Genomic DNA, 12,759 nt, shown 5'->3' with positions numbered 1-12,759 from the left:
GGAATCCGATCATGGACCTTCCCCGCATCTTCACCATCCGCGAGAGCAACCACCGCATCCACAACCCGCTGACCGCGGACAAGTTCGCCACCCTGGGCGCATCACTCCGCCTCCCCGCCGGGACCCGGGTCCTCGACCTGGCCAGCGGCTCGGGCGAGATGCTGTGCACCTGGGCACGCGACCTGGGCTTCACGGGCACCGGGGTCGACATCAGCACGCTCTTCACCGCACAGGCCCAGGCCCGCGCCGCCGAACTCGGCGTCGCCGACCAGGTCGAGTTCCTCCACGGCGACGCCGCTGGCCACGTCGCCGACCAGCCCGTCGATCTGGCCGCCTGCGTCGGCGCCACCTGGATCGGCAACGGCGTCCCCGGAACGACCGAGCTGCTCCAGCGCAGCCTTCGCCCGGGAGGAATGATGCTGATCGGCGAACCCTTCTGGCGGCAGACCCCGCCGGACGAGGAGACCGCCAAGGCCTGCCACGCCACGTCCATCGCCGACTTCCTTCTCCTCCCCGCTCTGATCGAGCAGTTCCAGGAACTCGGGTACGACGTCGTGGAAATGATGCTGGCCGACCAGAACAGCTGGGACCGCTACGCTGCGGCCCAGTGGCTCAGCATGCGCCGCTGGCTAGACGAGAACCCGGACGACGACATGGCGACCGAGGTACGGGAGGAACTCACCACTGAGCCCGCCCACTACGCACGCTACGGACGTGAGTACCTCAGCTGGGGCGTCTTCGCCCTCATGAAGCGCTGACATCCCGCCCTTGTGGGGCTTAGACGTCAAAGCGTCCGGGCCCCACTCGGGACTCTTCATCACCACGGCGATCATGCCGAGGCAAGGACGAGCCGACACCCTCCGACCCCGTGCAGGCCCTGACCTTCCTCCAGACCGGGAAAGCTCGGGGCAGGGCCGTCAGAACGACCCCGCGTAGCGCCGCGGTTCCATTTGTCACCTGAGCCCTGGTTGCCGAGGTGCAAACCTACCTATCGATAGGTAGGTTTGCGGTATGGACAACGTCGCCACCCCATCCATCCGTACCGTCGGGCTCAGCCGGGACTTCGCCGAGCACACCGCGGTCCACCGACTCGACCTGGAAGTGAACCCCGGAGAGGTCTACGGCTTGCTCGGCCCCAACGGCTCGGGCAAGAGCACCACCGTCCGGATGCTCACCACCATGCTCCGCCCCTCCCGGGGCACCGCCCTGGTCGCCGGAGCCGACATCACCCGTGACCCTGGAACGGTCCGCCGCCGCACGGGAGTCGTCCTCCAGGGCACTGCCCTCGACCCTCTGATGTCCGCCCGCGAACTGCTGCGCCTGCAAGGACGACTCCAGTCACTCACCGCCCGGCAGGCACGCGCACGCTGCGCCGAGCTCCTCACCGCCTTCGACGCGCAGGACTTCGCGGACACCCCGGTCGGCAAGCTCAGCGGGGGCCAGCGCCGCCGCGTCGACCTCGCCGTCGCTCTGGTCCAGCGCCCGGACGTCCTCTTCCTGGACGAACCCACCACAGGGCTCGACTCGGCCAGCCGCCGAGACCTGTGGGACGAGATCCGCGCACTGGCCGCCAACCACGGCGTCACGGTCCTGCTGACCACCCAGTACCTGGAAGAGGCCGACCAGCTCTGCGACCGGGTCGGCATCCTCCGCGAGGGACGCCTCATCGCCTCCGCCGCTCCCGACGTCCTCAAGGAGGACACCGGCGACCGCGTCCTGACCCTGCGCTTCGGCGACACCACCGCCGCCGGACAGGCCCGGGAGCTGCTCGCAGCCCGGGGCGAGCAGCTCCACGCGTCAGAAGCTGCCCCTCACGCGGTGAGCGTCCGGCTCACCCGCCCCGGAGCCGACGGGGAGGCGTTGCTCACCCTGGCCTCCGCCGGCCTGCACGCCGAATCCCTGACCGTCGACGAACCCAGCCTGGAAGACGTCTTCCTCCGCCTGGCCCTCACCCCCGAAGGCACCGCCGCATGAACACGATCACCACCGCCGGCCCCGCGGGCCCGCCCACAGCGCCGAAGTCATGGGCGGCCCTGGGAGCACTGACCGCCCGCTCCCTCAAATCCTGTCTCCGCACACCCTCCCTGCTTCTCTCGCCGCTGCTCACGAGCGCTTTCTTCATGATCATCTATGAAGGGCAGCTGTCCTCGGTCACGGCCGCGACCACTCCCGGGGGCCGCTACATCGACGTGGTCCTGCCGCTGTGCCTGCTCACCACCGCCTTCACCGGAGGCGCCACCGCGGGACAACTGCTGGTGAGCGACATCAGCTCGGGCTATCACGCACGGCTCTGGCTCACCCCGGTCAGCCGCTGGGCCCTCATCACCGCGCCCGCCCTGGCAGGAGCCGTCGTCCTGACCGTACAGGCCGCCGCACTCACCGGACTCGGCCTGCTGCTCGGCCTGAACCCCGTCTCCGGGGCCCCCGCCGTCCTGGCTCTCATCGGCGCCACCGTCCTGCTGGGGACGGGATTTTTGCTGCTGGCCGCCGCGGTCGGCCTCCACACCTGCAACAGCTCGGCAGTCGGCTCCGTGACCCTCGTCTTCTTCCCGCTCTCCTTCTTCACCGCCACCTTCGTCCCGCGTGACCAGCTCGGCGGCTGGATGGCCGACGCAGCCGACATCAACCCGCTCACCCCGCCACTGGAAGCCATGCGCACCCTGCTCACCTCACCCTGGAACGAGCAGGACCTGCTGCCGGGCACCCTCGTCGCGCTCGTCATCCTGGTGGTGGGCGCCGCAGCGGCCCACCTCGCCCTGACCCGCCGTACCCGTACAGGAGTCTGATCACCATGCCCCGCCAGACCGACACCCGCGCCCGCGCCCGGGACGAGTTCGCCCAGCGCCTCGCCGACTACGGCTACCTCGGCGTCTCCCTCGACGACATCGCCAAGGCCGTCGACGTCAAGAAGGCCAGCCTCTACCACCACTTCCCCGGCGGAAAGCCCGCCCTGTTCATGGAAGTGGCCGACCACTACACGAAGGAAGCCTCGACCCTCCTCCAAGGAGCACTCGCCACCCCCGGCACCCTGCGCGACAAGCTCCTCGCCCTCGCCACCTCCTACGCCACGGGCACCTACAACTCCGCACTCAGCAACCAGATCTACTACGCCACCCGCCACCTCGACGACGACCAGCGCGCCACGGTCTCCCACGCCTATGTACGCGGCCTCATCCAGCCCGTCACCGACCTCATGACCCAGGCGGTGGCCACGGGCGAACTACGCGAAGCCGACCCGGGGTTCCTCGCCACCGCCTTCATGGAACTCGCCGCCACCGTCCACCCCCCACAGGACAACTGCACCCCGGCCGCCGCCGACCACCTGGCCCAGGACGTCGTCGACCTCTTCCTGCGAGGAGCCGGACCGGGCCCCTTGACCTGAGCCTCAGCCCTCAAGCACCTGGCCAGGCCGCGTGCCTGAAGAGCTGAGGTCACGCAGCGGAAGTACGGCCGTCGCCTGATCCATCACGCCGCGACGGCCGATGGTCCGGTGTTCGGGCCAATCGCCCGACCCAGGTCGGCCCGAACTGGGAGAAGACACTCACCCTGGTCCGTCCACCAGTTCAATCGAAGCCGCCCCAAGACGGCTGTCATTGCCAGCGTGCACGAGCCCATTCGCCTCGCGCCCCCCGAGCTCCGAGTCGGCGAATCCAACTCGCGCTGCTCACCGAGGTGGAACTTCCGTGAACCAGTACTGGCCCAGCGCTGACGTCAAAGCCGGTCAGGGAAGACGCCAACGGCCATGTCACCACCTACGGTTACGACGCGGCGCACCGCTTGACCTCGGTCACCGAGCCGCTGGCGCGGAAGGTGGGACTGTAAAACGTTCGGTGTGACTCCCGATCATGGAAGATGCATCGATGACCAGCAACAACGTGACCGAGGCCGAGACCGTCGAGCCGTCTGAGGCTGTGGTGCCGACGTCGATGGACTACCGGCTGATCGATGACCTCGTGAGTCGGGCTCAGGCCGAGGGCCTGCAGTTGACCGGCGAGGGCGGGCTGCTCCAGCAGCTGACCAAGCGGCTTCTGGAGTCCGCTCTCGAGGGCGAGACCACCGACCACCTCGGCTATGACAAGCACAATCCCGCCGGGAAGAACGGCGGCAACTCACGCAACGGCACCCGGGCCAAGACCGTGCTGACCGATGTTGGCCCGGTGGAGATATCCGTGCCCCGAGACCGCAAGGGATCCTTCGAGCCGAAGATCGTCAAGGAGCGGCAGAAACGCCTTTCCGGCGTCGACGAGATGGTCATCTCGCTCGCCGCGAAGGGCCTGACGACCGGTGAGGTCCAGGCCCACCTGTCCGAGGTCTACGGCGCCGAGGTGTCGTGCCAGACGATCTCCACGATCACCGACAAGGTCCTCGAAGGCATGGCCGAGTGGCGAAACCGGCCCCTGGACGCGGTCTATCCGGTGGTCTTCATCGACGCGATCCACGTGAAGATCCGTGACGGCGCCGTGGCGAACAGGCCCGTCTACGTGGCCCTGGCCGTCACGACCAAGGGCCGAGGGGACATCCTCGGGCTGTGGGCCGGCGACGGCGGCGAGGGTGCCAAGCACTGGATGCACATCCTCACCGAGATCAAGAACCGCGGCGTGAACGACGTCCTCATGCTGGTCTGCGACGGACTGAAGGGGCTGCCCGACGCGGTCGAGACCGTCTGACCGAAGACGATCGTGCAGACTTGCGTGTGGTCCACCTGCTGCGGAACTCCTTCCGCTATGCCGCCCGCCAGGACTGGGACAAGATCGCCAAACTTCTCAAGCCCGTCTACACCGCGATGACCGAGGACGCGGTCCTCGAGCGGTTCGCGGAGTTCGCCGACGAGCCGCGGCGCGGACGTCCGTGGAGCCTGCCGCTGGAGGACCGGGTGCTGCTGGTTACGGCCTACTGGCGCACGAGCTTGACGCTGCGCCAGCACGCGCCACTGTTCGGTGTCTCCAAGTCGGCGGCCGACCGGATCATCCATCACCTCGGCCCCAGGCCGACGCTCCAGACGCGCAAACGGTTCGCGAAGAACACCGTGCTCAGCGTGGACGGCACCCTCGCGCCCACCCGCGACCACACGGTGGCCGAGCAGTCCAAGAACTACCGCTACTCGACCAACCACCAGGTCGTCATCGACGCCGACACCCGGCTCGTCGTGGTGGTCGGCCGACCGCTGCCCGGAAACCGCAACGACTGCAGGGCATGGACGGAATCTGGAGCCAAGGAGGCTGTCGGCACGACGATGACCATCGCTGACGGCGGCTACCCCGGCACCGGCCTTGTGATGCCGCACCGCCGCATGAAAGGCCAGGTCGATCTCCCGGACTGGAAGCAGCAACACAACCGCTCCCACAAGCGCGTTCGCGCCCGCGTCGAGCATGCCTTCGCCCGCATGAAGGGCTGGAAGATCCTGCACGACTGCCGCCTCAAGGCCGACGGCGTACACCACGCCATGCTCGGCATCGCGCGCCTGTACAACCTCACCCTGATGGGCTGAACGAACCGACCGCCCGACGAGCAGCCACTCCCCGGCCCACCGAAGATCGTTTACGGGACAACCCTTGGTCGATCCGCTTAGTTGGTCCCGCCCCCACATGACCGGCCGTTCCAGGAGGAGCGCGCACCTCTCTTACGGACGAGTGGGCAAGGTGCGATCGCAAAATCAGCGCGCCTTCGAAATGGTCACAGGCACGCAGACGCATGAGGCGCCAACCGCATCGTGCGCGTCGGCGCAGTTGGTCCTATGGCGAAGCTGCACCGGAACGCTCCGGTGCAGCTTCGTCTCATAGACCCGGGCAGGGGTCCCCCAGGATGTGGCCCCAGCGGGGTGTGGCTCTATCACCGGCGGTGTCACGCGCCTGTCACCAACTACGCCGACTCCTCCGAGCTGCGATGCCTTGACCTGCTACTACGCACCCACGATGAACTGACATGGACACCCAAAGACGGTCTCTACAACCTGTGCCATGTGGGACGGGAAACCGCCAGCGTCTGCCTCACGAACTCAACTTCGTCAGCGGCTGGGGGTTCCGGCTCCGATTCGCCCGCGCGTTGCGCCGCTCCCTTTTCCAGCCCTTCTCCAGCCCTCCGAAACCGGTCTTCGCAGTCTCCATTCCGAGGACTTCACCCGCCCGTCCCCCGGACGGCCCATACCTGTGACAGTGGCGGCGACACCGTCCTTACAGCTGCCTTCGAGGCTGAGACACGCGCCTCACGGATCTGCAGCAAGGACGCGTCCAAACGGAAGCTTCAGCCGTCCGCTCCGCACCGAATTGCCCGGCTGCAACGCAGCGTAGTCAGCACCGAACCAGCACGGGAGTCAGCACCGCCCTCGCGAAACTTACCGGACAGCGCGACTCGGACGGCCCTCTCCCGCCCACCCCACGAAGCGGAAACGGGCTCGCGTCCCCTCCCCGTAGCACCGGCCCGCACACCGGCAACCCGAACTATGGTGTCCGGCCACATACGCCCCTGACCTGGCTCTTCCTACGGTATGGCGACACAGCAACGTCCCCGCCAAACGTCCGGAAGTGGTGCCCATGGCCGCCCCAGCAACCTCCCCACCAGCACCGTCGAACCTCCGGCGCATCGTCGCCGCCAGCCTCATCGGTACGACCATCGAGTGGTACGACTTCTTCCTGTACGGGTCGGCGGCCGCGCTGGTCTTCAACAAGCTGTTCTTCCCGGACTCCGAACCGCTCGTCGGCACGCTGCTGTCCTTCCTGACGTACGCGGTCGGCTTCGCCGCGCGGCCGGTCGGGGCGCTGGTGTTCGGCCACTACGGGGACCGGCTCGGGCGCAAGAAGCTGCTGGTGCTGAGCCTGCTGATGATGGGTGGGGCGACCTTCGCGATCGGGCTGCTGCCGACGCACGCGACCGTCGGTGTGGCCGCGCCCGTGCTGCTGACCCTGCTCCGGCTGGTGCAGGGTTTCGCGCTCGGCGGTGAGTGGGGCGGGGCCGTGCTGCTGGTGTCGGAGCACGGGGACGCGGAGCGACGCGGATTCTGGGCGTCGTGGCCACAGACCGGTGCGCCTGCCGGTCAACTGCTGGCGACCGGGGTCCTCTCCGGGCTCACCGCGCTGACCTCGGACGCGGCCTTCGAGTCGTGGGGGTGGCGCATTCCGTTCCTGCTGTCCGGCGTGCTCGTGATCCTCGGTCTGTGGATTCGTCTCTCTGTCGATGAATCGCCTCTGTTCAAGGCGGCGCTGGCCCGCGCCGACGAGCGCCGGGCCGCCGCGGGGGCCGCCGAGAAGATGCCGGTCGTGGCGGTGCTGCGGTACCACTGGCGCGATGTGCTGGTCGCCATGGGGGCGCGGATGGCGGAGAACATCAGCTACTACGTGATCACCGCGTTCATCCTCGTCTACGCGACGACCGCGGCGGACCTGAGCAAGCAGACGGCGCTCAACGCCGTGCTCATCGCGTCGGCCTTCCACTTCGCCGTGATCCCGCTGTGGGGCGCGCTCTCCGACCGGGTGGGGCGCAAGCCCGTCTATCTGGTGGGCGCGGTCGGCGTGGGCCTGTGGATGTTCCCGTTCTTCGCGCTGATCGACACCGGGAGCTTCGGGAACCTTCTGCTGGCCGTCACGGTCGGGCTGTTCTTCCACGGGGCGATGTACGCGCCGCAGGCGGCGTTCTTCTCGGAGCTGTTCGCGACCCGGATGCGCTACTCGGGCGCGTCGATCGGCGCGCAGTTCTCGTCCGTCGCGGCGGGCGCGCCCGCACCGCTCATCGCAACGGCCCTGCTCGCCGACTACGACAGCTCGACGCCCATCGCGCTGTACGTGATAGCCGCGGCGCTCCTCACGGTGCTGGCGCTGGTCTGCGCGAAGGAGACCCGCCACCGGGACCTCGCCGAGGTGGGGGCCGGGGCCGGGGCCGGATCGGAGGCCGAGGCGCCCAGGGACGCCGCGCGCACCGTCTGATCCGGGGTCCTCACGACGGGGGAGCCGGGCCGGCCGCCCGGCTCCCACGCTGTTGTCACTGCTCCGGGGCGGCGGCCTCGAACCAGGTGGGCCCGTCGCTCAGCGCCTGCTTGATCCGCAGCAGAGCGAACTCGGCCAGGTCGGGCAGCGCGTCCACGGGGAACCAGCCCACCTCCAGCGACTCGTCGTCGTTGACGCGGGCCGAGCCGCCGGTGGCGCGGCAGCGGAAGGTGATGTCGAGGAACTGGCAGCGGTCGCCGTTCTCGTACTGGATGGGCGGCAGTGCCTGGGTGAGGACGACCCGCTCCGCCACGCAGCGCACGGCGGTCTCCTCGTACACCTCGCGCTCCGCCGTTGCGGCGGGCTGTTCGCCCGGCTCGGAGATCCCGCCGATCACGGACCACTCGCCGGTGTCGGCGCGCCGGCCGAGGAGCACTCTGCCCTCGGCGTCGAAGACGACGGCGGTGACGCCGGGCAGCAGGAGCAGCTGCTGCCCGGCGGTGGCACGGATCTCGCGGATGAAGTCAGGAATGGCCATGTGCCGACCCTACGTGGCGTACCACCCGGTCAGCGGATCCGCCTGGCGCGCACCGCGACGGCGCCCGCCCACCCCAGTGCGCCCAGCGCGAGCAGGATCAGGATGCCCTCGGGCAGCGGTCCCATCCGGGTCGCGGGGGTGAGCGAGGAGCGCAGCGGCACCTCGTCCACCAGGGCGTCCGGGGTGAACATCTTCGTCTTCTCGGCCACCGTGCCGTCCGGGCGGATGATCGCGCTGACACCGCTGGTGACGGGGACGACGACGGCCCGGCTGTGCTCGACCGCCCGCACCCGGGACATCGCGAGCTGCTGGTAGGTCATCTCGCTGCGCCCGAAGGTGGCGTTGTTGCTGGGGACGGCGATCAGCTGGGCGCCGTGCTCGACCGTGTCGCGTACGGCGTCGTCGAACGCGGCCTCGTAGCAGGTGACGAGCCCGGTGTAGGTGCCCGCGAGGTCGAAGACGCCGACCTTCTTGCCGGGGCCGAAGTCGCGCTGCACCCGGTCGACGTCCGAGCTGAAGACGCGGACGAAGGAGCGCATCGGCATGTACTCGCCGAACGGCTGGATGTGCCGCTTGTCGTACGTGGCGACGGGGCCCTTGTCCGGTTCCCACTGGATCAGGGTGTTGCGCAGGGGGCCCGTGTCGGGCTCGACCACGGCGCCGATGACGGTCGGCGCCCCGATGGCCTTCACGGCGTCATCGATGACGATCCGCGCGTCCGGGTTGCGGTACGGGTCGAGGTCCGAGGAGTTCTCCGGCCACAGGACGAGGTCCGGCTGCGGGACCTTGCCGGCCTTCACGTCCCGGGCCAGTTGCTCCGTACGCTTCGCGTGGTTGTCCAGGACCGCGCGGCGCTGGGCGTTGAAGTCGAGGCCGAGGCGGGGCACGTTTCCCTGGATCGCGGCGACGGTCGCGGTGCCGTCCTCGGCCGAGTCGTCCACCAGCGGCAGCGAAGCGAAGGCCGCCGCCACGGGGGCGAAGACGGCCGCGGCGGCCACGGCGGCCGCCCCGCGACGCAGTTCACCGGTGGACCGGTAGCGGGCGAAGCGGCGCACCGCCTCGAAGAGGCCGAAGCCGCAGAGCACCACCGCGAAGGAGAGCAGCGGGGTGCCGCCGAGCGCGGCGAGCGGCAGGAAGACGCCGTCCGCCTGGCCGAACGCGATCTTGCCCCAGGGGAAGCCGCCGAACGGCACCCGGGCGCGGACCGCCTCGTCCAGCGTCCAGACCGCGGCCGCCCACAGCGGTCCCCCGGGGAGCCGCGAGACCGCCGAGATGCCGATGCAGCCGACCGCGACGAACAGCGCCTCGGCCGCGGCGAGGGCCAGCCACGGCACCGGGCCGACCTCCTCGCCGGTCCAGTGCAGCAGCGGCAGCATGAAGCCGAGCCCCGCGAGCAGCCCGAGCCCGAACGCGGCGCGGGCGCGACGCTCGAACAGCACCCAGCCGAGCAGGGCGAACCCGGGCAGAACCAGCCACCAGAGCGGCCGGGGCGGGAAGCTGAGGTACAGCAGCACGCCGGAGAGGACGGCGGCCCCGGGCCGCACGAGGCGCTGCGGCAGCCCGCCCGGCCGAGGAGCGGGGGCAGGGCTCTGCGGTTCGCCGACCTGGGCGATGGTGGTGCTCACCCGGCGGAGTCTACGGTGACGGCCGGGCCACGCGGGAGCCCCGTCCCGATGGCGGAATCCCGACCACCGCATCATTTCTCCGCATCTTCCGCCCATATGACCGATGCGGCCGTTAACCTGTGCGCCAGTCCCCCGCCGACGGGCCGGCTCCGGCCCTCGCGTACGGGACGGTCACAGGCCGGGGGACGGACGTGATGGCTGAATCAGCCGGGCGGGGGCCCGAGCGGGGAAACGCCTCCGATGCCGCCGGCGCGCTGATCCTCGCCGCCTGCGCGGTCTGGTCGCTGATCAGCGCGGCGGGGCGGGAGACCCGGCCCGAGGGGGTGCTGCTCGCGCTGCTGGCCGTAGCGGCGGGCTTCGCCTGCGGGCGCATCTGCGGCACGCTGCTGCCGGTGGCGACCGCAGCGGGCGCCGCGCTGACGGCCCTGCTCCTGGCCCTCCTCTGGCGGCACGGCATGCCGGGCGCGACGGCCACCACGGAGCACGCGCCGGGGCAGACCGCGGGCGCCGCGGCGCTGCTGGTCCTCGCCGCCGGGGCGGCGTGCTGCGCGGCGGCGGGGGCCGGGAAACGGGTGCCGCGTGCTGCCCTGCGCCTGCTGGCACTGGGCACCGCGGCCGCCTCGCTCGCACTGGGCTCGGTGGCCGGGTCCGCGGCGGCGCTCGGAGTGCTGGCGTGTGCGCTGGCCGCCGCCCGGACGCGCCGCCGGCTGCTGGGGCTCGGCACCCTGGCGCTGGTGGCCGGGCTGGCCGCCGGCGCCTCGTGGGCCATGGCCGAGGAGGTGCTGCCCGAGGGGCTCACGGTCTCGCTGGAGGGTCAGCTCACCCGGAACCGGGTCGAGCTGTGGCAGGACGCCGCCCGGCTGGCGGAGGAGCACCCGGTGCTCGGGATCGGCCCCGGCCGGTTCGCCGAGCTGAGCCCGACCGCGCAGCAGAGCCTCGGATCGGACGGGAAGCCGCACTCGGCGCCGTGGCAGCAGGCCGCCGAGCAGGGGGTCGTGGGGGTGGTGCTGCTGGGCGCCGCGTTCGGCTGGCTGCTGTACGCGCTGTGGCGCTCGCCCCGGCCCACGGCGGTGGTCCTGGCTGCGGGGGCCACGCTCACGGCACTGGCCCTCCTGGCGAGCGTGGGCAACGCCCTGAGCTTCACCCCGGTGACGGCGGGCGCGGGGCTGCTGGCCGGGCTGGCGTCGGCGCGGCGGCCGATCGGCGCGGGCGAGCCCTGCGGGCCGGACGGGTCGGACGGCGCGGACGAGGGCGGGGTCAGGCCCCGGCAGGGAAGCCCGAGGACGGCAGGTGCAGCCGGGCCCGGATGAACCGTACGCCCGCCTCAGCGTCGTCCACGGTGATGGTGAAGGTTCGGCCGTCGCCGAGCCGCAGCACCAGGCCCTCGCCCCGGCGCACGACCACGGCCGTGCCCTTCTCGGGGCGCCAGCGGTAGCCCCACCCGCCCCACTGCCTGGGGTTCACCTGGGGCGCGAAGTCGGCGGCCACCACATGGGTGAGCAGGATGCGGCGGCGCGGGAGGCCCATGTGGCCGCAGCGGACCTCCAGGGCGTCGCCGTCGACGCGTACCGCGACGTTCACGAAGGCGAGGGTGCCGAACAGCATGAGCAGGCCGGCGGCCACGCAGCCGATCACCGACATCAGCAGTGGGGCGATGCCGGAGGTCCAGTTGGAGCTGACGGCGAGCTGGATGCCCAGGGCCAGGCAGGCGGCGCCCAGGGCCGCGAGGACCCACTGGGTGCGGTTGGTGGCCCGGCCGACCCAGACCTGCGAGTGGGTACCGGTTCCGGTGCGCTTCGGTTCTCCGGGGTGCTCCCTCATGCCGAGCAGCGTACTGAAGAACGGGCGTCCGGGGAGGGCTCCGAAAGCCCCGTACGGGCCGCCGCGAGGTCAGCGGACGGAGCCGACGGCGGCCAGTCCGCGCCCTTCCGGGTAGGCCAGAGCCGCCTGCGGCAGCTCCGAGACGCGTCCGCTGAGGATGACCGCGATGGAGGAGGAGGGTTCGGCCGACGGAGCGGGTTCGGCCCCGATCCGGCGCAGCGCCTGCGCGGCGACGGCCCCGGCGGACCCGTGCAGGACGACCGGGCGCCCGCCGGGGCCGCCGACGGCCTCGCGGATGCGCTCGGCGACGAGCTCGTAGTGGGTGCAGCCGAGGACCACGGCCCGGACGTCGGGCGGGGTGAGCGCTGCGGCGGCGGCGATCGCCTTCTCGATGGCGTCCTCGTCCGCGTACTGCACGGCGTCCGCGAGGCCGGGGCAGGGCACCTCGGTGACGGCGGCGGTCCCGGCGAACTCGCCGATCAGCCCGCGCTGGTAGGGGCTGCCGGTGGTGGCCGGGGTCGCCCAGATCGCGACGGAGCCGCCGGCCGCGGCGGCGGGCTTGATCGCGGGGACGGTGCCGATGACGGGGAGGCCCGGTTCGAGCTCGGCCCGCAGCAGTTCCAGCGCGTGCACGGAGGCGGTGTTGCAGGCGACGATCAGCGCGTCGGGCCGGTGCGCGGCGGCGGCCCTGGCCACCGCGAGCGCGTGGGCCTGGACGCCCTCGGGGGCTCGGCCCCAGGGCATGTTGTCCGGATCGGACGAGAGCACCAGATCGGCGTCCGGCCTCAGCCGGCGTACTGCGGCGGCGGCGGCGAGCAGTCCGATTCCGGAGTCCATGAGCGCGATCTTCACCCGGTCA

12 protein-coding genes are annotated in these 12,759 nt (G+C 71.0%); 8 read left to right on the top strand and 4 right to left on the bottom strand.

Annotated features, from left to right (window positions below):
- Nucleotides 1-11 precede the first annotated feature (11 nt).
- The 7 genes from ACZ6C6_RS06150 to ACZ6C6_RS06120 all read left to right on the top strand — a co-directional run bounded on the left by ACZ6C6_RS06150 (nt 12) and on the right by ACZ6C6_RS06120 (nt 7,916).
- The gene (locus tag ACZ6C6_RS06150; protein WP_469199592.1) at nt 12-758 is read left to right on the top strand and encodes an SAM-dependent methyltransferase; all 747 of its coding nucleotides are present in this window, start codon (nt 12-14) and stop codon (nt 756-758) included.
- Between the two features lie 253 nt (nt 759-1,011).
- Complete coding sequence (locus ACZ6C6_RS06145) at nt 1,012-1,974, top strand: ABC transporter ATP-binding protein (protein WP_469199590.1); 963 nt, start codon at nt 1,012-1,014, stop codon at nt 1,972-1,974.
- Complete coding sequence (locus tag ACZ6C6_RS06140; RefSeq protein ID WP_469199588.1) at nt 1,971-2,786, top strand: ABC transporter permease; 816 nt, start codon at nt 1,971-1,973, stop codon at nt 2,784-2,786. Before ACZ6C6_RS06145 ends, ACZ6C6_RS06140 begins: the two co-directional genes overlap by 4 nt.
- Before the next feature lie 5 nt (nt 2,787-2,791).
- A complete protein-coding gene (locus ACZ6C6_RS06135; protein WP_469199586.1) occupies nt 2,792-3,382 on the top strand; it encodes a TetR/AcrR family transcriptional regulator in 591 nt (196 codons plus the stop codon).
- Nucleotides 3,383-3,860: 478 nt separating this feature from the next.
- The gene (locus tag ACZ6C6_RS06130) at nt 3,861-4,667 is read left to right on the top strand and encodes an IS256 family transposase (RefSeq protein WP_469199584.1); all 807 of its coding nucleotides are present in this window, start codon (nt 3,861-3,863) and stop codon (nt 4,665-4,667) included.
- 38 nt (nt 4,668-4,705) lie between these two features.
- Nucleotides 4,706-5,488, top strand: a complete 783-nt coding sequence (locus ACZ6C6_RS06125; RefSeq protein ID WP_469200841.1) for a transposase — start codon at nt 4,706-4,708, stop codon at nt 5,486-5,488.
- A 1,042-nt stretch (nt 5,489-6,530) separates the two neighbouring features.
- Entirely contained in the window at nt 6,531-7,916 is a 1,386-nt protein-coding gene (locus ACZ6C6_RS06120) for an MFS transporter (protein ID WP_469199583.1), read from the top strand.
- A gap of 55 nt (nt 7,917-7,971) precedes the next feature.
- Here the strand turns inward: ACZ6C6_RS06120 and ACZ6C6_RS06115 are convergent, their stop codons facing one another.
- Together ACZ6C6_RS06115 and lnt are read right to left on the bottom strand one after the other, a co-directional pair.
- On the bottom strand, nt 7,972-8,454 hold the full coding sequence (locus tag ACZ6C6_RS06115; RefSeq protein ID WP_469199581.1) for an NUDIX hydrolase: 483 nt from the start codon (nt 8,452-8,454) through the stop codon (nt 7,972-7,974).
- Between the two features lie 29 nt (nt 8,455-8,483).
- Nucleotides 8,484-10,079 carry an apolipoprotein N-acyltransferase gene (gene lnt, locus ACZ6C6_RS06110; protein ID WP_469199579.1) on the bottom strand — a complete coding sequence of 532 codons (1,596 nt, stop codon included), beginning with the start codon at nt 10,077-10,079 and terminating at the stop codon, nt 8,484-8,486.
- 194 nt (nt 10,080-10,273) lie between these two features.
- Here lnt and ACZ6C6_RS06105 point away from each other — a divergent pair, with 194 nt between their 5' ends.
- Nucleotides 10,274-11,389, top strand: a complete 1,116-nt coding sequence (locus tag ACZ6C6_RS06105) for an O-antigen ligase family protein (RefSeq protein ID WP_469199577.1) — start codon at nt 10,274-10,276, stop codon at nt 11,387-11,389.
- On the opposite strand, the gene ACZ6C6_RS06100 is transcribed toward ACZ6C6_RS06105, so the two are convergent.
- A complete protein-coding gene (locus ACZ6C6_RS06100; protein WP_365685482.1) occupies nt 11,337-11,900 on the bottom strand; it encodes a hypothetical protein in 564 nt (187 codons plus the stop codon). The genes ACZ6C6_RS06105 and ACZ6C6_RS06100 overlap by 53 nt on opposite strands.
- 69 nt (nt 11,901-11,969) lie before the next feature.
- Nucleotides 11,970-12,752 (bottom strand): glutamate racemase, encoded by a 783-nt coding sequence (locus ACZ6C6_RS06095; protein WP_469199575.1) that lies wholly within the window; start codon nt 12,750-12,752, stop codon nt 11,970-11,972.
- Nucleotides 12,753-12,759: the final 7 nt, after the last annotated feature.

It is taken from the genome of Streptomyces sp. NPDC041814 (assembly GCF_055590565.1).
This window is presented reverse-complemented; position numbering and strand designations above follow the sequence as displayed.